Annotated in this window: 16 protein-coding genes and 1 pseudogene; 7 read left to right on the plus strand and 10 right to left on the minus strand. The window is 58.9% G+C overall.

The features are described from left to right. Positions 1-6: 6 nt before the first annotated feature. The 4 genes from FO268_RS18665 to FO268_RS18680 form a co-directional block, all read right to left on the minus strand. Positions 7-1,809, minus strand: a complete 1,803-nt coding sequence (locus tag FO268_RS18665; protein ID WP_150994732.1) for an acyl-CoA dehydrogenase — start codon at positions 1,807-1,809, stop codon at positions 7-9. Between the two features lie 173 nt (positions 1,810-1,982). Then, a complete protein-coding gene (locus FO268_RS18670) occupies positions 1,983-3,167 on the minus strand; it encodes an acetyl-CoA C-acyltransferase (RefSeq protein ID WP_150994733.1) in 1,185 nt (394 codons plus the stop codon). A 254-nt stretch (positions 3,168-3,421) separates the two neighbouring features. Beyond that, entirely contained in the window at positions 3,422-5,515 is a 2,094-nt protein-coding gene (locus FO268_RS18675; RefSeq protein WP_150994735.1) for a 3-hydroxyacyl-CoA dehydrogenase NAD-binding domain-containing protein, read from the minus strand. Between the two features lie 277 nt (positions 5,516-5,792). Then, positions 5,793-6,617 carry an IclR family transcriptional regulator gene (locus FO268_RS18680; protein ID WP_150994737.1) on the minus strand — a complete coding sequence of 275 codons (825 nt, stop codon included), beginning with the start codon at positions 6,615-6,617 and terminating at the stop codon, positions 5,793-5,795. A 635-nt stretch (positions 6,618-7,252) separates the two neighbouring features. Between FO268_RS18680 and FO268_RS23080 the strand changes: the two are divergent. Then, positions 7,253-7,684, plus strand: a pseudogene (locus FO268_RS23080) (NAD(P)-dependent oxidoreductase); the annotation flags it as partial. Here FO268_RS23080 and FO268_RS18690 read toward each other — a convergent pair. After that, positions 7,685-9,196 (minus strand): hypothetical protein, encoded by a 1,512-nt coding sequence (locus FO268_RS18690; protein ID WP_225316857.1) that lies wholly within the window; start codon positions 9,194-9,196, stop codon positions 7,685-7,687. It lies immediately after the preceding pseudogene. 198 nt (positions 9,197-9,394) lie between these two features. On the opposite strand from FO268_RS18690, the gene FO268_RS18695 reads away from it, so the two are divergent. Further along, complete coding sequence (locus tag FO268_RS18695) at positions 9,395-10,600, plus strand: 3-oxoadipyl-CoA thiolase (RefSeq protein WP_150994741.1); 1,206 nt, start codon at positions 9,395-9,397, stop codon at positions 10,598-10,600. A gap of 35 nt (positions 10,601-10,635) precedes the next feature. Continuing rightward, the gene (locus FO268_RS18700) at positions 10,636-11,805 is read left to right on the plus strand and encodes an acyl-CoA dehydrogenase (RefSeq protein WP_150994743.1); all 1,170 of its coding nucleotides are present in this window, start codon (positions 10,636-10,638) and stop codon (positions 11,803-11,805) included. Between the two features lie 57 nt (positions 11,806-11,862). Here FO268_RS18700 and FO268_RS18705 read toward each other — a convergent pair whose 3' ends face one another. Next, positions 11,863-13,185, minus strand: a complete 1,323-nt coding sequence (locus FO268_RS18705; RefSeq protein ID WP_150994744.1) for a DcaP family trimeric outer membrane transporter — start codon at positions 13,183-13,185, stop codon at positions 11,863-11,865. 328 nt (positions 13,186-13,513) lie between these two features. Here FO268_RS18705 and FO268_RS18710 point away from each other — a divergent pair, with 328 nt between their 5' ends. From FO268_RS18710 to FO268_RS18725, 4 genes are read left to right on the plus strand one after another with little or no spacing between them, the layout of a single operon-like run. Continuing rightward, positions 13,514-14,710: an acyl-CoA dehydrogenase family protein gene (locus FO268_RS18710; RefSeq protein ID WP_150994746.1), complete on the plus strand. Its 1,197-nt coding sequence runs from the start codon at positions 13,514-13,516 to the stop codon at positions 14,708-14,710. 10 nt (positions 14,711-14,720) lie between these two features. Continuing rightward, positions 14,721-15,863 (plus strand): acyl-CoA dehydrogenase family protein, encoded by a 1,143-nt coding sequence (locus FO268_RS18715; protein ID WP_150994748.1) that lies wholly within the window; start codon positions 14,721-14,723, stop codon positions 15,861-15,863. Positions 15,864-15,881: 18 nt separating this feature from the next. Beyond that, complete coding sequence (locus tag FO268_RS18720) at positions 15,882-16,643, plus strand: class II aldolase/adducin family protein (protein WP_150994749.1); 762 nt, start codon at positions 15,882-15,884, stop codon at positions 16,641-16,643. Between the two features lie 39 nt (positions 16,644-16,682). After that, positions 16,683-17,138, plus strand: coding sequence for a MaoC family dehydratase (locus FO268_RS18725; protein WP_150994751.1), 456 nt, complete (start codon positions 16,683-16,685; stop codon positions 17,136-17,138). A 74-nt stretch (positions 17,139-17,212) separates the two neighbouring features. Here the strand turns inward: FO268_RS18725 and FO268_RS18730 are convergent, their stop codons facing one another. From FO268_RS18730 to FO268_RS18745, 4 genes are read right to left on the minus strand one after another with little or no spacing between them, the layout of a single operon-like run. Beyond that, positions 17,213-18,361, minus strand: coding sequence for an ABC transporter substrate-binding protein (locus tag FO268_RS18730; protein ID WP_150994753.1), 1,149 nt, complete (start codon positions 18,359-18,361; stop codon positions 17,213-17,215). Positions 18,362-18,415: 54 nt separating this feature from the next. Beyond that, the gene (locus FO268_RS18735) at positions 18,416-19,123 is read right to left on the minus strand and encodes an ABC transporter ATP-binding protein (RefSeq protein WP_150994755.1); all 708 of its coding nucleotides are present in this window, start codon (positions 19,121-19,123) and stop codon (positions 18,416-18,418) included. Then, complete coding sequence (locus tag FO268_RS18740; protein WP_150994757.1) at positions 19,110-19,880, minus strand: ABC transporter ATP-binding protein; 771 nt, start codon at positions 19,878-19,880, stop codon at positions 19,110-19,112. The genes FO268_RS18735 and FO268_RS18740 overlap by 14 nt, the downstream gene beginning before the upstream one ends. Further along, entirely contained in the window at positions 19,873-20,904 is a 1,032-nt protein-coding gene (locus FO268_RS18745; RefSeq protein ID WP_150994759.1) for a branched-chain amino acid ABC transporter permease, read from the minus strand. Before FO268_RS18745 ends, FO268_RS18740 begins: the two co-directional genes overlap by 8 nt. Positions 20,905-20,906: the final 2 nt, after the last annotated feature.

Raw genomic sequence — 20,906 nt, forward strand, 5'->3', positions numbered from 1 at the left:
TAGCTCCTAAAATTCAGAATCCTTCATACCCAACACCGTGGTATCCACAGCACCCACCAACTCAGCCAGGCTGACCACTTTCGGCAACTCGTACCTGGCAAAATACTCACAGGCTTTCACCTTGCCCTCGTAAAATTCCGCGGACTGCTCTCCCTGGCCCTCCAGCCCGGCAATAGCCCTGATGGCCTGTCGCAGCCAGAGCCAGCCGACAACGGTGTGGCCAAACGCTTCCAGATAAAGCGAAGCGTTGGCGAGCGCTTTTTCAACGTTGCCGTTGGCCTTCTCAGCGTTGGTCGCATCCGTGGCTTCGGCCATGGCCTTCACTGCACGGTCCAGTTGGTCGGCGCAGGTTGCCAGTCGTTCATTCCCGCGGGCTTCGGCGATGGTGGCATTAATCCGGTCCATCAGCTCCCGGTAGAACTTGCCCCCGGCCATTGAAACCTTGCGGCCCAGCAGGTCGATGCCCTGGATGCCGTGGGTGCCTTCGTGGATGGGGTTGAGGCGGTTGTCGCGGTAGAACTGCTCCACCGGATATTCCCGGGTGTAGCCATAGCCGCCGTGCACCTGGATGGCCAGGCTGTTGGCTTCCAGACAGAACTGGGAGGGCCAGGACTTGATGATGGGCGTCAGCAGATCCAGCAGGCCGGCGGCCAGCTTGCGCTGGTTTTCGGTGGCAGCGTGTTTCTTCTCGTCCACCAGCATGGCGCCCTGCAGGCACAGGGCCAGGCCGCCTTCCACGTAGGCTTTCTGGTTCAGCAGCATACGGCGGATATCGGCGTGGCGTACCAGCGGGAGTTGTGGCGTATTGGGGTCTTTCTCCCCCACCGGGCGCCCCTGTTTGCGATCACGGGCATAGTCCAGCGCGTGCAGATAGCCGGTATAACCCAGCATAACCGAGCCCAGGCCGACGCCAATGCGGGCTTCGTTCATCATGTGGAACATCGCCGCCAGGCCATTGTTGGGTTCACCCACCAGGTAACCCACGGCACCGTCCTTCTCACCAAAGTTGAGCATGGTGGAGGTGGTGCCGCGGTAGCCCATCTTGTGGATCAGGCCGGCGAGCGCCACATCGTTGCGTTCGCCAAGAACGCCGTCTTCATTAACCAGGATTTTGGGGACGATAAACAGGGAAATGCCTTTCACCCCGGGAGGGGCATCCGGCAAGCGGGCGAGCACCATGTGGATGATGTTGTCGCTCAGCTCGTGGTCGCCGGCGGATATGAAAATCTTGTTGCCGAAGAGGCGGTAGCTGCCGTCATCCTGCGGCTCTGCGCGGGTGCGCAGGTCTCCCAGGGACGAACCGGCATGGGGCTCGGTCAGGCACATGGTGCCGAAGAACCGGCCAGCCATCATTGGCTCGGCGTATTTTTTCTGCTGATGCTCGCTGCCCTGGGCCATGATCAGATTCGCCGCCGCAATGGTCAGCCCGGCGTAGCCCTGGGTGCCAACATTCGCGCCCTTGAGCATACCCACACACATCTGGGCCACGGCGGCGGGCAGCTGCATGCCGCCACGTTCAAAGTCCTGGCCGGCGGCCATCAGGCCAGTGTCCCGCAAGACATCCAGGGCTTTCTTAACTTCCGGGCGCATTACCACTTGGCCGTTCTCGAACCTTGGTTCCTCTTCGTCAACCAGGCGGGCGTGGGGTGCGAATTCTTCAGCGGCTACTTTCAGCGACAGGTCCAGCGCTGCCTGCAGGGTTTCGCGGTTGTGCTCGGAGTAGCGTTCATAGCCCAGGGTCTGTTCGACTTCGTGGAGTTCGAACAACTGGAATGTCAGGTCCTGGGTGTTGATGATTTTTTGGTGCATAGCCTTGTTACCCTTGGCATGAATGAACACGGTAGCCTGCTGGGTGGGAGTCTGGCCCTGGGGTGGGAGTGCCTTTTCTTTTGGGAAAAGAACTCGCTGCGCTCAGACACCTTTGTCCCGTCAGAAAAGGCACTCCCACCCCATGACCGGCCTGACTGCACGGTTATACCGGCTTAAACCACTTCAAACAGACCGGCAGCGCCCTGGCCTCCGCCGATGCACATCGTCACGACAACGTATTTGGCGCCGCGGCGTTTGCCTTCGATCAGGGCATGGCCTGTAAGGCGGGAACCGGTGACGCCGTATGGATGGCCAATGGAGATGGAGCCCCCATTCACGTTCAGTTTCTCCATGGGAATTCCCAGACGATCACGGCAGTAGACTACCTGGGATGCAAAGGCCTCGTTCAGTTCCCACAGGTCGATGTCGTCCATGGTCAGGCCGTTACGCTCCAGCAGGCGCGGGATGGCGAAAACCGGGCCAATACCCATTTCGTCCGGCTCGCAACCAGCCACCGCGAAACCACGGAAGATGCCCATGGGTTCGATGTTGTGCTTCTCGGCGTAGGTGGAGTTCATCACGGTACATACGGACGCGCCATCAGACAGCTGGGACGCGTTACCGGCAGTGACGAACTGATTGTCCCCACGCACCGGATTCAGGCCCTGGAGGCCTTCCAGCGTGGTGTTGGGGCGATTGCACTCGTCCCGCGTCAGGGTGACGTCCTTATAGCTGATGTCTCCAGTTTCCTTGTCCTTCACCATCATGTTGGCGTCGAAAGGGACAATCTCATCGTCGAACTTACCGGCTTCCTGAGCCGCCGCGGTGCGCTGTTGCGAAATCAGCGCGTACTCGTCCTGGACTTCACGGCTGATGCCATAACGCTGGGCCACAATGTCGGCGGTCTCGATCATCGCCAGATACAGCTCGGGCTTGTTCTTCATCAACCAGTCGTTGGTGGCGTGGAAGCTGTTGAGCTTCTCGTTCTGCACCATGGAAATGGATTCGACACCACCAGCCACCATGGCTGGCACCTTCTCCGACACCACCCGCTGGGCAGCAATGGCGATGGACTGAAGGCCAGAGCTGCAGAACCGGTTGATGGACAGGCCAGCGGTTGTCACCGGCAGACCGGCCCGAATCGCCGCCAGGCGAGCGATGTTCTTGCCCTGAGCGCCTTCGTGGAAGGTGGCGCCGAGGATGACGTCTTCCACAATGGATGGATCAATACCCGCACGCTGCACCGCATGCTGGATCACATGGCCGGCAAGATCCACGGAGTGGGTGTTGTTCAAGGCGCCACGGTAGGATTTACCCAGGCCGGTGCGGGCGGTAGAGACAATCACGGCGTCAGACATAACAATATCCTTCTTAAACGGGTAGGTCGGATTAGCGAAGCGTAATCCGACACTGGGTTGAGCGTTTTCGGCGGTGTTGTCGGATTACGGCTTCGCCTAATCCGATCTACGGGGTATAGCTCAGTGGCAACGTCGGGCCCGGGGTGGGGTGCCTTTTATGCCGGGAAAAAGATGTCTGAGCGAAGCGAGTTATTTTTCCCAGAAGAAAAGGCACCCCACCTCGGGACCAGCCACCACACCAGCAGGCCAGGCTTTTAAAGGTCCGAAAACTTGCGCCCCTCACTGACCAGCTTTTGCAACAGGGCTGCGGGCTTCCATTGTTCGCCCCCCAAGTCATCATGGAACTGCTCAATAGTTCCAAGGATGGTGTCCAGGCCAATCTGGTCCGCCCAGAACATCGGGCCACCCCGATAGGCGGGGAAGCCGTAACCGTAAATCCAGGTGATATCGATATCCAGGGGACGATCCGCAATGCCCTCTTCCAGAATCTTCGCGCCCTCATTGATCATCACATACATACACCGCTCCAGGATCTCCTGGTCAGTGATCTCACGCGGCGTAATGCCCTGCTCCTGGCGGAACTCGGCAATAATCCGGTCCACCTCCGGGTCAGGGACCGGCTTGCGGTTACCTTCCTCGTACTTGTACACCCCCGCCTGGGTTTTCTGCCCGAGACGCCCCTGTTCAGCCAGCTTGTCCATCCAGCTTGCCGGTACATCCTCGCCGGCCTTACGGCGCTCCTGACGGATGCTGTAGCCAATATCAATACCGGCCAGGTCCGACATGGCAAACTGCCCCATGGGGAAGCCCAGATCGGTCAACACCTTGTCCACCTGCTGGGGGCTCGCACCCTCATTGACCAGTGCCATGGCCTCGGCGCCACGCTTGTGCAGCATGCGGTTGCCCACAAAGCCATAGCAGTTGCCCACCATGACACCCACCTTGCGAATCTGCTTCGCCAGCGCCATGGCAGTAGCCTTGACCTCGTCCGAGGTTTTCTCGCCGCGCACAATTTCCAGCAGCTTCATCACATTCGCGGGGCTGAAGAAGTGCAGCCCGATCACATCCTGCGGGCGCGTGGTGGCGGCCGCAATCTCATCAATGCTCAGGGTGGACGTATTGGAGGCCAGGATTGCCCCCGGTTTGCAGGCGTCGTCCAGCTGACCGAAGATCTTCTTCTTCAGGTCCATGCTCTCGAAAACCGCCTCGATCACCAGATCCGCATCGCTGAAATCGTCATAGGTCAGGGTGCCGCTGATCAGGCTCATGCGCTCCTCGACCTGGGCTTGAGTGATGCGGCCTTTCTTAGCGGTGTTCTCGTAGTTCTTGCGAATCAAGGCCAGGCCCTTGTCCAGCGCCTCCTGTTTCACTTCAGCGATAGTCACTGGAATACCTGCGTTGGCGAAGTTCATCGCAATACCGCCACCCATGGTGCCTGCACCGATAACACCCACCTTGCGGATCTCACGAACCGGCGTGTCTTTGGGCAGGCCTTTGACCTTGGACACTTCACGCTCGGCGAAGAACGAGTGAATCAGGCCGCTACGCTGGGGCGAGTCCATGCATTCGGTGAACAGCTCGCGTTCACGTTTCATACCTTCGAAAAATGGCAGATTGAAAGCGGCTTCTACCGCGTCCACACATTTGAACGGAGAGAACAGGCCACGGGCCTTCTTCTGCAGGCTGTCACGGAACTGCTGGAACACGTCACTGCCTTTATCGGCGTCGATCCTGTCGGTCAGGTCCCGCACCCGGCGGACCGGTTTGCCTTCATCAGCCACCTTCTGTGCGTAAGCCAGACCGACCGCCCGGATATCATCGCCGTCCTCAACCGCATCCAGGATGCCCGCTTCGAGGGCGTCATTAGCCGCCACGAAGTCTCCGGAAGTGATCATCTCGAGGGCTTTCCTTGCACCGGTCAGACGCGGCAAACGCTGGGTTCCACCGGCACCGGGCAACAGCCCCAGCTTCACCTCCGGCAGGCCAACCCTGGCGCTGCTCAGCGCCACCCGATAATGGCAACCAAGAGCGGTTTCCAGGCCACCCCCCAGGGCGGTGCCGTGGATACCAGCCACAACCGGCTTCTCGGAGTTTTCGAATTGCTCTACTACAAACGCCAGCCCCGGCTCCTGCATCGGTTTGCCGAATTCACGAATATCGGCGCCGGCAATAAAGGTGCGGCCTTCGCACACCAGCAACAGCACTTTGGCGTCGGTGTCTTTCTGGCCCTGCTCCAGTGCAGCCACCAGGCCGGAACGAACCCCGTGGCTGAGGGCGTTGACCGGCGGGTAATTCACGGTGATCACACCAATGGAGCCTTCCCGGTTATAAGTTACGACCTCAGACATAATTTCTCCTAGCTCGATATGGAATATAGTTTTAACAAGCGAAACATAGTAACGATTTAATAGAAGTTTCTGGCAGGTTTCAACCTCCATTTAAATCGCAGATACAAAAAAGCCCTGGGACGAATCACAGGGCTCTAGAAAGAAGTTCGGGGGGAGTTGGCGGGCAGGGCGTTCCGAAACCGTGCGGAGCCATGGATGGCGGAGCCGAGCGTACAGGGACGTATTTACAGCGTGTTTCGGAACGTCCTGCCCGCCAGCTCCTTGCTCCGATGTCGAATCAGACGCCGAGCGATTCGATATCGCTGGCCAGCATTGCCAACTGGTGGGCAATGGACTGACGCAGCTTTTCGCCGGGCACCAGATAGGACGGTGCTGCACAGGTCAGCGCCATGATGGTGCCGTCCTGCAGGTGAATGGGCACGCCGGCGGAATTGATGTTGCGGTCCCACTCGCCAAGGGAAAGACAGAATCCGTGCTTCTTGAAATCCTCCATGGAGCGCTCAAGGCCTTCTTTCTTTTCTGGCCAGGCGTCGCCGTATTTGGCTTCCATGGCGTCGTCGATCACCTTGCGGCCTTTTTCGGATATGGCGCAGTAATAGGCGCGGCCCGCCGAGGTGGTGGCCATGGGAAGTTTCAGGCCGATGTCCATACGCAGCAGGGACGCTTCCGGTGGTAGCCGGTTCTCCACATAAATCATGTGCAGGCGGTCACGGCAGGTCAGGCCCACCGACATGTTGGTTTGGCGGGCGAACTCGTCCATATACGGCTTGGCCAACTGACGCACCTTCAGGTTGGAGACATAGGCGTAACCCAAGGCCAGCACGCCAGAGCTGAGCTGGTACTTCTCCAGTTGCGGGTTGTAGCTGAGGTAGCCGAGCTTGGTCAGGGTGTAGGTCATGCGCGAAACCGTGGGTTTCGGCAGCCCCGTCAGGCGCGAGATGTCCTGATTACCCAGAATCACCGAGCCCTGGCTGAAGGCACGAAGCACGTCGAGACCGCGGGAAAGCGCCTCTACAAACTTGCGGTCTTTTTCCGGCTTTACCGGTTCACCATCGCCGGACGCCGCCATCAGTTCCGGTGAGGTGATTTGTGCTTTGGTCATAATCGGGCATCCTCCAACAGCATTGCCTGATACGGTAAGCCCACAGTGCCTGGAGCAGTGCTGGGAACTTGGTCAGATAGTAGAAAAGTTGCGCTATTTTAATGGCTGCAGGTATCAAGTACCACAAAGTGTACTGAAAAGAATCAAAAGTCGTGCCAAACATGAAACACTCTTCCTTTATGTTTCACTTCTTGCCCGCTTTTGCGACACTCAGACCCGGGTTTACGAATCTTTTTCGGTATATTATTCTGCAAAGCGGAACATTATAAAGAAATCTTATCCATCTGACGATCCCGGGAGAGCACATGAAGGTTCTGTTTGTAGCCGGAGACCCCAAACCAGAGCGCTGGACCGTACCCATCAAGGAACTGCTTCCGGAGGCCGAGGTTCACGTGTGGGACGCCAACGGGCCTGCGGTTGACGCCGATTACGCCATTGTCTGGCAGCCGCCAGCGGAGCTGTTCAAGCGGGAGACCAGGCTGAAGGCGGTGTTCAATCTCGGTGCCGGCATCGACGGATTGCTGGCAGTGCCCAACCTGCCCCCTCATCTGCCAGTGGTGCGTCTTGAAGACGCCGGCATGTCGGTACAGATGGCGGAATACGTGTTGCACCAGCTACTGGAAGCCAGCCGTGGCATGGAAACCTACCGCGAGCAACAGCGGCAAGGCGTGTGGAAAATTCACCGGCCCATCAAGCGCAGTGAATGGCCGGTGGGGGTCATGGGGCTGGGTCATATCGGCAAACGGGTGGCACGAACGCTCGCCGACCTGGATTACCAGGTTAATGGCTGGGCGCGTAGCGACCATAGCCTGGACAAGGTGACCACCTACGCCGGCACGTCCGGGCTTCCCGGCTTTCTGAGCTCAACCCGCGTGCTGGTGAACACCCTGCCCCTGACAGAGGAAACCCGAGACATCCTCGACCACAAGCTCTTCAGTCAGCTACTGCCCGGTGCCGTGGTGATTAACGTCGGCCGGGGTGAGCACCTGGTGGAAGACGACCTGCTCAGGGCCCTAGACGACGGCCATGTCGCACGGGCCGCCCTGGATGTATTCCGCCAGGAGCCGTTACCCGCCGGGCATCCGTTCTGGCAACGGCCCGAGGTGACCATCACGCCGCACATCTCCGCCCGCACCCTGCGGGATGCCACTCTGGAGCAGATCACCGGGAAGATCCGCGCCTACCACAGCGGTCAGTCCATTACCGGGATCGTCGACACCAGCCGCGGCTACTGACCGCGGCGACATCCCGAACAGACCCCAGAGCATCACCAGCAACAAGGGTATGGCCAGCAGCACGAACAGCCCATTCCAGCCAAACGCCACCACCCAGCGCGAGACCTGACCAAACCGCGACAGCAACATCACCGCCGGGCCGAATGGCGACAGCATCATCGCCAGGGAAAATCCGATCACCAGGGCCACGGCAATGGGCAGTGGGTCCACCCCCTCTGCCACCAGTTGCGGCATAAGCCCCGCCTGTACGCTCAACACGGTAATCGGAATGATGCCGATGGCCGAAAGCATGGGCAGCATCAACAGGCCGCCAGCCGCCAGCAGGAACACACCCAGCTCTCCCGCCGCCAGCCCCGCCAGCGCGTCCGCCGGAATGACCGCCACCAACGCGACACCGAGGCCCGCCGAGCCAGCGAAAATGGACATCTCGTTGCTCATGCCCAACATGTTGTCCACTGACTCCCGGGCGACACCCTGCAGCGAGCGGTCACGCCACCACATATAAAGGAAGGTTACCACCGGCACCGTAAGCATCGCCGCCACCGAGACTCTTAGACCAGACACCTGCACCAGCACCGCCATGGCAACGAAAATCACGGTAACCAACAGAGCCAGCTGACCGCTGCCTGCGGGCCAGTGTTCCAGTGCTTGACGCTCGCTGCTGACAAGGCGAAAGCGTTTGTGCTCAAGAAACCAGCCAACCAGTATCAGCAGCACAGCACTGCCAATACCGTAAGGCAACATCCCCGACCAGCTCAGGGTCGGCACTTCCCGGGTGATAATGGCCACCGCGACACTGGTCGGCGCAACCAGCGGTACCAGTGCAAACCCCCGCAGCGTACTGATCAACACACTCCGCAACCAGCGCAGGCGCGAGGCTCCGGTAATACCTCGCTCCCGCAGGGTCTCCGCCAGGGTGCCACAGAGCAGATTCATTACCCCGAAACTCAGCACCGAGGCAATGCCACAGCTGACCACGGCGTATTTCGGGTACAGCAACGCCGGGCGCCCACCGAGCAGTACATCGTGGATGCGTTGCAGTACTTCAAGCCGGCGCACCAGGCACTGCATCATGCCCAGGCTGCCCAGAAACGTGGCATAGAAGGCGGCATTGGAAGCGGCGCGCAGTAATTCTTCACCCCCCAGCTCACCCGCCAGCGCGAGGGAAGACACCACAATAGTGGAGATCAGAAAGAGGTAACGGGAGTAGACCTGCAGCCGCCCCAGCCCGGTGAGGAAATACAGCAGGAACAGCACACCGGACACCGCACTGAGCCACGGATTGCCCAGACACAGCGCCACAAGCTCCAGCAACACGGCAACAGGAACCAGAAAACGGCTCATATAAGATTCATTACCCTTGATGATGTATCGGTTGCATTTCTCACAGCCCCGGATTAGGCTTCACCTATCAATATACAAAACTGAATTCCGCTATACGAAACTATATCAACATTAATGACAAGACAAGCCCCGAAGCTTTCTTCCCTATAAGGGGAGGATCACAATAGGGACTTGCCAGTTGATGAAACGGGAGATGCCATGAGCGCATTTATCTACGACGGGCTGAGAACCCCCTTCGGTCGACACGCGGGAGCGCTGGCGACAGTGCGCCCGGATGATCTGCTGGCCAGCGTGATCAAAACCCTGATCGAGCGCAACGCATTTGCCCCGGAACTCTACGAAGACGTGATTGCCGGCTGCACTAACCAGGCCGGCGAAGACGCCCGCAACCTGGCCCGTCACGCCGGTTTGATAGCCGGTTTGCCGGTTGAAGCCGGTGGCCTGACGGTCAACCGGCTTTGTGGCTCCGGCCTGGCCGCCATCATCGACGCATCACGGGCAGTGCGCTGTGGCGAAGGTGAGCTGTTTGTGGCTGGCGGTGCTGAAAGCATGAGCCGGGCCCCGTTCGTCATGGCCAAAAGCGAAAGCCCTTTCAGCCGTGATTTCCGCGCCTTCGACAGCACCATCGGTGCGCGCTTTCCGAATCCCCGCATTGAAGCCGCCTTTGGCGCAGACACCATGCCGGAAACCGCCGACAACATCGCCCGGGAACTGAACCTGAGCCGCGCCACCGTGGACGCCTTCGCCGCCCAGAGCCAGGCCCGTTATGCCGCCGCCCTGAAGGATGGCTTCTATAATGAAGAGATATTGGCCATCGACGTGCCCCAGGGCCGCAAGAAACCACCGGTCAGCGTGAGCCACGACGAGCACCCGCGCCCCCAGTCCACCGTCGAAGCACTGGCTGGCCTGCGCCCGCTGTTCGAGGGTGGCGTGGTCACCGCCGGTAACGCATCCGGCATCAATGACGGCGCCGCAGCGCTGATCGTGGGCTCCCGTGAAGCGGGCGAGCGCGCAGGCATCCGTCCCCGCGCCCGCATCGTATCCGCAGCCATTGCCGGGGTGCCGCCCCGGGTGATGGGTTATGGCCCGGTGCCCGCCAGCGAAAAAGCCCTCGCCCGCGCGGGGCTGGCTATAAACGATATGGACGTCATCGAGATCAACGAGGCGTTTGCCGCCCAGGTGCTTGGCTGCACCACCAAACTGGGCATAGACCCTACCGATTCGCGGCTGAACCCCAACGGCGGGGCCATTGCTGTCGGCCACCCTCTGGGGGCATCCGGCGCACGGATTGCACTGACCGCGACGCGCCAGCTTGAGCGCAGCGGCGGTCGTTATGCATTGATCAGCATGTGCATTGGCGTTGGCCAGGGCATTGCCGCAGTTATTGAACGAGTAACAGATTGAACGAGCAACCGACTAATTTTCTGAGGAGAGACAACATGGCTTCTGCACCCTGGGATGACCTGCTGCAGTTTGACAAGCAACTGGATGAAACCGAGCGTCAGGTTCGGGACAGCATCCGTTCCTTTTGTGACCAGCGCCTGATGCCCGGCATTACCGACGCGAACCGCAATGAGAAGTTTGATCGCTCCATCTTTACAGACATGGGCGAGCTGGGCATGCTCGGCGCCACCCTGCCGGAAGAATACGGTGGCCCGGGCCTCAACCACGTGTGCTATGGCCTGATCGCCCGCGAAGTGGAACGGGTGGACTCGGCTTACCGCTCAGCACTGAGCGTGCAGTCGTCACTGGTTATTCACCCGATTCACGCCTTCGGCCAGGAAGCCCTGAAAAAACGCATCCTGCCGCAACTGGCATCCGGTGAGAAGGTGGGCTGCTTTGGCCTGACCGAGCCCAACCACGGGTCTGACCCGGGCAATATGGAAACCCGCGCCAAGAAAGTCGACGGCGGCTACCTGGTCAGCGGCTCCAAGACCTGGATCACCAACTCCCCCATTGCCGACGTTTGCGTGGTGTGGGCCAAGCTGGATGGCAAGATCACCGGCTTCGTGATTGAACGCGAGGGCGCCAAGGGCCTGGATACGCCGAAAATTGAAGGCAAGTTTTCACTGCGGGCTTCCGAGACCGGTTCCATCTTTATGGATGAGGTCTTTGTCCCGGACGAGAACAAGCTCGACGTGGAAGGCTTGAAGGGTCCGTTCAGCTGCCTGAACAAGGCCCGTTTCGGCATAAGCTGGGGTTCTCTGGGCGCCGCTGAGTTCTGCTGGCACGCAGCACTTAATTACACCCTTGAGCGCAAGCAGTTCGGCAAGCCGCTGGCGGCCAACCAGCTGATCCAGAAAAAGCTGGCGGATATGCAGACCGAAATCACCCTGGGCCTTCAGGGCGCCCTGCAACTGGGCCGCATGATGGACACCGGCAATTACTCGACAGACGCCATCTCCATGCTCAAGCGCAACAACTGTGGCAAGGCCCTGGACATCGCCCGGGTTGCCCGTGACATGCATGGTGGAAACGGCATTTCCGACGAATACCACGTGATTCGGCACGTGATGAACCTGGAAGCGGTGAACACCTACGAAGGTACTCACGATGTCCACGCCCTGATTCTGGGCCGTGGTCAGACCGGGATTCAGGCCTTCAGCTGATTCCCCGGCCTGCCTTGAAAAAGCAGAGCTCCGGCTCTGCTTTTTCTTTGCCTGAAATCAGAAGCTCAGCTTCGCGGACGCCATCACCTGCTCATACTGCTCGCTGCTGCCGGAGGCAATCTCTCCAAAATCCCAGTAAGCGTACTCCAGCCCGAGCATCAGGTTGCTGTGGGCAGACCACACAATATTGGCGTGAACCGACGTTGATGAGTCGAAATAGCTCAGGGTGCCTGCCGGTGGTGCCGCAAGATCATCAACTATTTCGGTGTGGGAGACTGTCAGGCTGCTGCGCCACTCCGGCGCCCAGAAGTGACGATAGGCGGCCGTGGCGCCATAGCTCTTGAGTGGTTCCACATCCCCCTGGGCAAGCGCGGCCAGATCTACATCCGGGTAGGTCAACAACCCCATGTACCGGCCCAGCGCGCCATAGCTGTATTGCAGCCGCAGGTCATCACGGCCGATGGTAGGAATACGGGCACTCAAAGACACCGCACCGTCAATCCGGGTTTCATCCGCGGCATCATCTTCAAAATTCCGCAACAGGCCGGCGACCGAGTAAAACCCATAGTTGCCGCGAATCTGATACCGCATGGCAAGGTCCGGGTAGGACTGGTCGTCATACGAGTTACCGTAATAGCCGTCTTCCGGGTTCTCCAGGGACACCATCAGCTTTCCACCCGGCGCTGCCGCGTTGTAACGAATCATCGGTTGGGTGGCGTAAATGAAAGCGGCCTGCTTACCCTGATCGAGAATCTCGGGCATGGCGGCGAGGTCTGTGAATGTGGTGTAGGTCTGGCCGAAGTCCCAGCCATTCCAGGAACCATAGGCCTGGCGCAAGCGCGGGGAATAACTGTTGGACACGATTTCGTTACCGGTTTCATTCAAACCGTCGTTGAGGTCCTGGTTGAAGTCCATCTCCACGTAGGTGGTCAATGTATGCCCCACGACATCCTCGGTTTTGGTTCCGATACTGAGGCGTGACTCCCGGGCTGAAAATCCGGTCTTCCAGTCACTTTCATCCGATACGGCCGCACTGGCAAAGGTCCTTGGCAAGCCGACGCTGTAGCTGTTCAGACTCCCGTTGCCATGGGAGCCAAAAATCGCATCGGCCTTGATAAAACCGCCGAATGAAATCGTGGTACGCCCGATCTTGATCCCGTCGCCGTCGCGCAACAGATAGGGGTTGTCCTCGGTCAGTTCCGGTGCGGTAGACACAGCACCTTCCAGTTTGCTTTCCAGCAGTTGTACCCGCTCGCGAAGCTCATCCAGCTCGGAGCTCTGCCCCAGGGCGGCTCCGGAAGCAAGTGTCAGCAGTGGCAATCCGGCAATGACCGTGGCACGGGTAAGGGGGCGTGTTTGAAAGCGTTTTGTTGTTGTCATCTCAAACCTCTTAACGGAGTTGATTCCATGTCGTTGTTATTGAACGTTCCGGTGCCGGCACTGAAAACGCCAAATCAATCCTTTTGTTTCGCTCTGCGGTAATACGCTACGAATTGGTTTCGCATAGCAGTACCAACTTCCGTGTTTAGAATGTAGACAATCATTTTTTTATTCACAAGTCGATGAAACCAAATTTTAATGAAAGCCGTAATTACTCTGTGTTTTCTTGTTCCATTGCATTGACACAAAGACAACGGATGAATAATCATTGAGTAATTCTGCTATGCGGTATATATTTTCGCTGTAATGCATTGACGAGGTTTATCCCATGAACATGAACTACACGGCCGAGGAACTTGCCTTTCGTGACGAGGTAAGAGCGTTCCTGGATGAGAAGCTGCCGGCGGACATCGCCGCCAAAGTAAAAGGATTCCGCCGCCTGTCGAAAGAGGACCACCAGCGGTGGCAGAAAATCCTCTGCGAGCAAGGCTGGTACGCAACCCACTGGCCGGAAGAGTACGGCGGTGTGAAGTGGACGCCGGTGCAGAAGCACATCTGGGATGAAGAATCCTGCCGTTATGGTGTTCCCCGCTCCATCCCGTTCGGGGTGAACATGGTAGCGCCGGTGATCATCAAATTCGGTAACGAAGACCAGAAGCAGAAGTACCTGCCGCGCATCCTCAGCGGTGAGGACTGGTGGTGCCAGGGCTATTCCGAGCCCGGCGCCGGCTCCGATCTGGCTTCCCTCAAGACCCGCGCCGTGCGGGACGGCGACCATTACATCGTCAATGGCCAGAAGACATGGACCACCCTGGGCCAGTACGCCAACATGATCTTCTGCCTGGTCCGCACCAATACCGAGGTCAAGAACCAGGAGGGTATCTCCTTCCTGCTGATCGATATGGACACGCCGGGAATTACCGTGCGGCCGATCATCACCCTGGACGGAGAACACGAAGTCAACGAAGTGTTCTTCGAGGACGTCAAAGTACCGGTAGAAAACCTCGTCGGCGAAGAAGACAAGGGCTGGACCTACGCCAAGTTCCTGCTCACCTACGAGCGCACCGGCCTGGCCGGTATCGGCATGTCCAAGGCGGCGCTTTCGCATCTCAAGCAACTCGCCAGCCGCCGGCTGAAAAATGGCAAACCGCTGCTTGAGGATCCGTCCTTCAGCCAGCGTATCGCCAGGGTGGAGATCGACCTCACTGCCGCTGCCATCAGTAACCTGCGCATCATTGCCTCCGTCGAAGGGGGCGGGGTACCGGGCGCGGAAAGCTCAATGCTGAAAGTGAAGGGCACGGAGATCCGGCAGTCGATCAATGATCTGGCCCGCCGCGCCATCGGTCCCTACGCCCTTCCATTTGTGGAAGAAGAGATGGACCTGGACTACGACGGCGAATTCCTGTCCGACAAGGACGCAGCGCCCCTGTCCGCCCAGTACTTCAACAACCGCAAACTGTCGATTTTCGGCGGATCCAACGAGATCCAGAAAAACATCGTGTCGAAAATGATTCTCGGGCTTTAAGGAGGCGACCATGGATTTCCAACTCAACGAAGAGCAGCAGATGCTGCAGGACACCGTGGCCCGCCTGGTGCGCGGTGAATACAGTTTCGAAAAACGGCTGGCGTTCAGCGAAACCGACCTGGGCTTCAGCGCCGATTTCTGGCATCAGCTCAGCGAACTGGGCCTGACGGCTGTGCCGTTTTCCGAGGAGCTTGGCGGCTTCGGCGGCGGAGGCGTGGAAGTACAGTCAGTGATGGCTGAGCTGGGCCGCGGCCTGTGCCTGGAGCCGTACCTTCAGTCCATCGTTCTCGGTGGCGGCCTGATCGCCCACGCAGGCAACGACAGCCAGAAAGAAAACTGGCTGGCCGGTATCGCCAGCGGCGAACTGAAAGCCGCGGTGGGCCTGCAGGAGCCCCAGAGCTTCTACGACCTGAACAACGTAGAAACCCGCGCCGAAAAAAGCGGAGAGGGCTATATACTTAACGGTCGCAAGGCGGTAGTAATCGGTGGCCACTGCGCCAACGTGATTGTGGTCTCCGCCCGTACTTCGGGCGATACCCGCAATGCCGAGGGTATCAGCCTGTTTGCCCTGAGCCCGGATACCAACGGTGTTGAACGTCGTACCTACCCCACCATCGACGGCGCGAAGGGTTGCGATATCACCCTAAACAATGTCCAGGTGGGGGCAGACAGCTTGCTGGGTGAAGAAGGCAAGGCTGGCGAGGTGATCGAGTACCAGGCCGGCCGTGCCATTGCTGGCCTGTGTGCCGAGGCTGTGGGCGTAATGGAGGTGGCCAACGAGCTGACGCTGGAATACCTCAAACAGCGCAAGCAGTTTGGCGTACCCATCGGCAAATTCCAGGTTCTGCAGCACCGCATGGTGGACATGATGTCGGAGCTGGAGCAGGCTCGCTCCATGGCGATACTCGCTGCCAGCGTTGCTGACAGTGAACAGAACGATGAACGGCGTCGTGTGCTGGCCGCCGCCAAGAACGTGATTGGCCGTGCCGGTCAGTTTATTTCCGAGGCAGGCATCCAGTCCCACGGCGGTATCGGCATGACCTGGGAATACAACTTTGCCCATTACGCCAAGCGACTGATCGCCATCAATCACCAGCTGGGCGATGACGACTTCCATCTGGAGCGTTACGCTGCCCTGTTGCAGGCAAGCTGACAGACCAGGGAGATCACCATGACAACCGCAAGCGACCAGTCCGGACAACAGGACCTGAAGAAGGCCGAGTGGAAAGTACGCACCGAACTGGCTGCCGCCTATCGGCTGGTGGCGCTGTTTGGCTGGGACGACCTGGTCTTCACTCATCTGTCCGCACGTGTGCCTGGCCCGGAGCACCATTTCCTCATCAACCCTTATGGGCTGCTGTTCCATGAAATTACCGCGTCGTCGCTGGTGAAAGTGGACCGGGACGGGCAGGTGTTGGAATCCGGCGGCCTCGCTCGTGTGAATCCGGCTGGTTTTACCATTCACAGCGCGGTGCACATGGACCGGGAAGATGCCGGCGCAGTGATGCACCTGCATGCGCCCGATGGCGTAGCGGTGTCTGCCCACCGCGATGGCCTGCTGCCCCTGAGCCAGACAGCAATGCTGTGCCTGAACCACCTGAGCTACCACGATTACGAAGGCGTAGCCCTGGATCTGGACGAGCGGGAGCGGCTGATCAGTGATCTGGGGGACAAGTCAATGATGCTGCTGAGGAACCACGGTGTGCTGACAGCCGGGAAAGACGTGCCGGAGACGTTCACCTATCTGTATTTCCTGATGAAGGCCTGTGAGATTCAGGTAAAGGCCCAGAGCTGTGGGCCGACCTATATGCCTTCGGAACAGGCCATCAGGACCACGGCCGATCAGTCTCAGGCGCTGGGTGGGGCAGCGGCCCTGACCTGGCCGGCCCTGGTACGGCTTCTGGACAGCAAGAACCCCGGATACGCCGTGTGATTTTGTTTCTGCTTTAACCATCGATTCAAGGATGCAGGCATGCTTTCCGTTGAGCTGAAGGATCTGGAAAAACACACAGGGACTTTGATCGGCCACAGCCCCTGGAAAACCGTGACCCAGGAGATGATTCAGGCGTTTGCGGATGCCACCGGCGATCATCAGTGGATTCACCTGGATGTCGAACGGGCAAGGCGTGAATCGCCCTGGAAGAGTACTGTGGCCCACGGTTTTCTGACGGCCTCCCTGATCCCCCTGTTGAATCAGCAGGTGATTGATGTGCAGGGCAAAAGCGCCAGCATCAACTACGGGATAGACAAACTACGCTTCCCCGCCGCAGTGAAGTCCGGGGCGGCTATCCGGAGCAAGATGGAACTGCTGGATGTGACCAGGGTGGACGATCAGCGCACCATGGCGTGCTACCGCACCACGGTGGAAATCCAGGGCGAGGACAAGCCGGCCTGTGTGGCAGAGAATCTTGTCATGTACGTAGCGTAGCCTTACTGCCGTCATAACGTAGAAAAGGGGCCCATACCCATAGGCCCCTTTTTTTGTTCAGGCAACGGTGATGCTCAGTCAATTTCCTCCTGAACAATCTCACCGTCCTTGACCACTGCCAGGGTGGTTTCGGTAACAAAGCCACCGTTCTCGGTCACTTCATTGACTTCGTACGGGTTCTTGCTGGCCTCCATGTTTTTCAGGGCATCGCCCACGGCTGCACGGATGGTTTTCGGGTCTGTGGAGTCGGTGGCGTCCATGGCTTCCACCAGCGCATGCAGCGCCAGGTAGTTGTAGGCCGCTTCAGAGCCAGGGGTTTTGTCGTATTCCGCCTTATAGCGCTTAATGAAGTCCTGGGCTGCAGGGGTTTCATAGACACTCAATGGAACCACGCCGATGGCCCCTTCCACCATGTCGAGACCACCGGCTACATCAGCAACTTCATCTATCTTGGCCTGATCCATCACGATGAACCCACCCTGGAAGCCCATCTGCCGCGCCTGCTGTACAACCAGCCCGGTGGGTTCGGAGGCGCCGCCGACAAACATGACATCCGGACTCTCCGAGATAATGCGGCTGACGCCGGTAAAGAAATCTGCGGATTTGTTGTAATCCATCGGGTTGTCGGCCACTACCTCACCACCCTTGTCCTGCCACTCCTCCTTCATCATGGTGGCCCAGATCTTGGCGTACTCGTGGGTAGCACCAGCCATGCCGAGCTTCTTGCCCTGATGCTCAAGCGCGTAGTCCGTGAAGGCTTTTACATACCCATCGAAGGTAGGCGGAATACGCAGGGTCAGGGTGTTTCCCTTTTCGGTGATGCTCGGTACGCTGGAATAGGCCATCACCAGGAAATCATCTTTCTCATTGAAATCCTGCAGGGCAAAAATGCCGCCGGAATGCGGCACGAACACGGCCGACACCTCAGACTCCTGTTTCAGGCGCTTGGCGTTTGTGGCCGCCTGGGATGGCGAGTAGCGATCATCCAGCGACACGAGGTTGACGGTGGTTTTCTCGCCGTTCAGGTCAAACCCGCCAGCGGCGTTGATCTCGTCCACCGCCATCCGCAGCCCTGACAGCGTGTTCTCACCGTAAAGTGCGGCCCCGCCACTCAGCGGGCCGGTAAATCCGATGTTCACTTCACCGGCCAGTGCGCCGGCGGACAGGCTCATGCCAAGGGTCACTGTTGCGACAGCCTGGCCCAGTTTTCTGGCTATTGTCATTGTTCTCTCCTGGTTGTGTTGTGCGTGTCACTCCGTTTTTATCTTCCAGGCCGGTCAGGCCCCGATGTACGCCTTGCGAACCTGTTCATTGCCAAGCATTGCTTCCCGGTCTCCTTCCATCACGAGATGGCCGTTTTCCATAACGTAGGCCCGGTGGGCAATTTTCAGGGCAGCAAAGGCATTCTGCTCAGCCAGCAGCACGGTTGTCCCCAGACTGTTGATCTGGCTGATGGTTTCGAACACCTGCCGGACCACCAGCGGGGCCAGCCCGAGGGATGGCTCATCAAGCATCAGCAGCCGTGGCCGGCTCATGAGGGCACGGCCGATGGCCACCATCTGTTGCTGGCCTCCAGACAGCGAACCCGCCGCTTCACTGGCCTTGTCCGCCAGTATCGGAAACAGCTCCAGCACCTCATTAAGGCGCTTCTTGTTACCCTGGCGATCCCGGCGGTGCACGTAAGCACCCATCATCAGGTTCTGCATCACGCTCATCTGGGGAAACAGTTTGCGCCCTTCAGCGCATTGCACCACGCCGCTGGCGACAATAGCGCTGGCTTTCATGCCGTTGAGCTGTTTGTCCTCAAACCGGATGGCACCAGAGGCCGGTTTAACCAGCCCACTGATGGCGTTAAAAAGACTGGTTTTACCGGCGCCGTTGGCTCCCAGCAGCACTACCAGTTCGCCGGTTTCCACGGTCATGGAGATATCGGTGAGGGCCTTGAAGCTGCCGTAGCAGACATCCACATGTTCAAGCTGCAGCATCTTCGTCACCTCCCAGATAGGCTTCGATCACCGCCGGGTTGTTACGCACTTCTTCGGGGGTGCCCTCGGCAATCTTTTCGCCATGGTCCAGCACCATGATCTTGTCTGCCAGGCTCATGATCATGTCCATCTTGTGCTCGATCAGGCACACGGTGAGGCCTCTTTCATCCACCATTTTCCGCATCAGAGCGGCAAAACCGACAGTCTCTTCCGGGTTGATCCCGGCTGCCGGCTCGTCCAGCAGTACGATCTTGGGATCCGTCGCCAGCGCCAGCGCAAAAGCCACCCGTTTGCGTTCTTCCTGGGTAATATCCGCGATGAACTGGCCGGCCACATGGGTCAACCCAACAAACTCCAGCACTTCCATGGCTTTCTCACGCGCGGCCTTTTCCTCCCGCTGCAGGCGTTTGCTGTTGATCAGCACGTCCCATAGTCCGGACCGGGTGCGCAGGCGATGCCCCACGATCAGGTTGTCCAGCACCGTGGCCTGTTCGAACAGGTTGGTGGTCTGGAAGGTCCGGCCGACGCCCAACCGCGCTACCTGATCGCTGGGAAGCCTGGTTACGTCCGTGCCATCCAGCAGGATACGGCCCGAGGTAGGCTGGTGGAGGCCCGAGATCAGATTAAAGAAAGTGCTCTTGCCGGCACCGTTGGGGCCGATAATGGCGTTGATCTTTCCGGTTTCGAATTCCACCGATACGTCGTTCACCGCCGCCAGGCCGCCAAACATTCTGGTCAGATGTTCTACCTTAAGCATTGCTTTCTGCCTCCCTGGACTGTGCGGTGTTTACCTTGCTTGTCTGGCGCTTCTTCGCAGGGCCCAGTGCCTGGGACTTGCGGTGCATCCAGGTCAGGAACGAGCCGGTAATGCCACGGGGGAAGAAGATCACCAGCAGTACCAGCAGCGGGCCGAAAATGATCATCCGGTACTCTTCCAGGAACTGCAGCGACTGGGTAATCCACACAAGACCGATTGTGCCCAGCAGCGGTCCCATAATGGTGCCGATACCGCCCACCAGCAGGTAGGTGATCATGTCGAACGTATGCTGGACGTTGGCCTCTTCCGGGCCGATGAAACGCACCATGCCGGCATACAGCGCGCCCGCCAGGCCGGCGTAGGTGGTGGATAGCACAAACGCCAGGACTTTATTGCGCATGAGGTTGATACCCAGGGACTGGGCCAGCTCGTCGCCGTTGCGGATGGCAATAAAAGTGCGACCCAGCAGGGACTTCGATAAACGCCCCATGAACCAGATCGCAAACACCAGAAATGCCAGTACCAGATAGTAGAAGGGCGTGGTGTCGGTGAAATCAACCAGCCCAAAGCCGTAGGGGGCATCGATATCCCGGACACCAATAGCACCATGAGTCAGCTCTTCCCACTTGTCGATCAGCAGGTAGATGATGAAGCCCACGCACAGGGTGAAAATTGCGAAGTAATGCTCTTTAAGGCGCAGCGAGACAATGCCCACCAGGAACCCCAGCACCGCCGTCATGACCAGGGCACCGGCGAAAGCCGGCCAGAAACTCCAGCCATAATCGGCCGTAAGCAGGCCGAGGGTATAGGCACCGATGGCAAAAAAGCCGCCGTGGGCCAGGTTCAGCTGGCCGCAGAAGCCAGTGATGATGTTCAGGCCATAGACCGCTATCGCCCAGACAAAGGCGGTGGCCATGACGTAAACCTGGTATTCGTTCGCCGCAACCAGCGGGAACAGCACGGCAAAGGCCAGCATCAGGTACTTGGCTGCAGGCGTCATGAGCAGAGAAGCAAGTTTGAACATGA

Origin of the sequence: Marinobacter denitrificans (genome assembly GCF_008795955.1) — a bacterium.
In the GTDB taxonomy this organism is placed as follows: Bacteria; Pseudomonadota; Gammaproteobacteria; order Pseudomonadales; family Oleiphilaceae; genus Marinobacter; species Marinobacter denitrificans.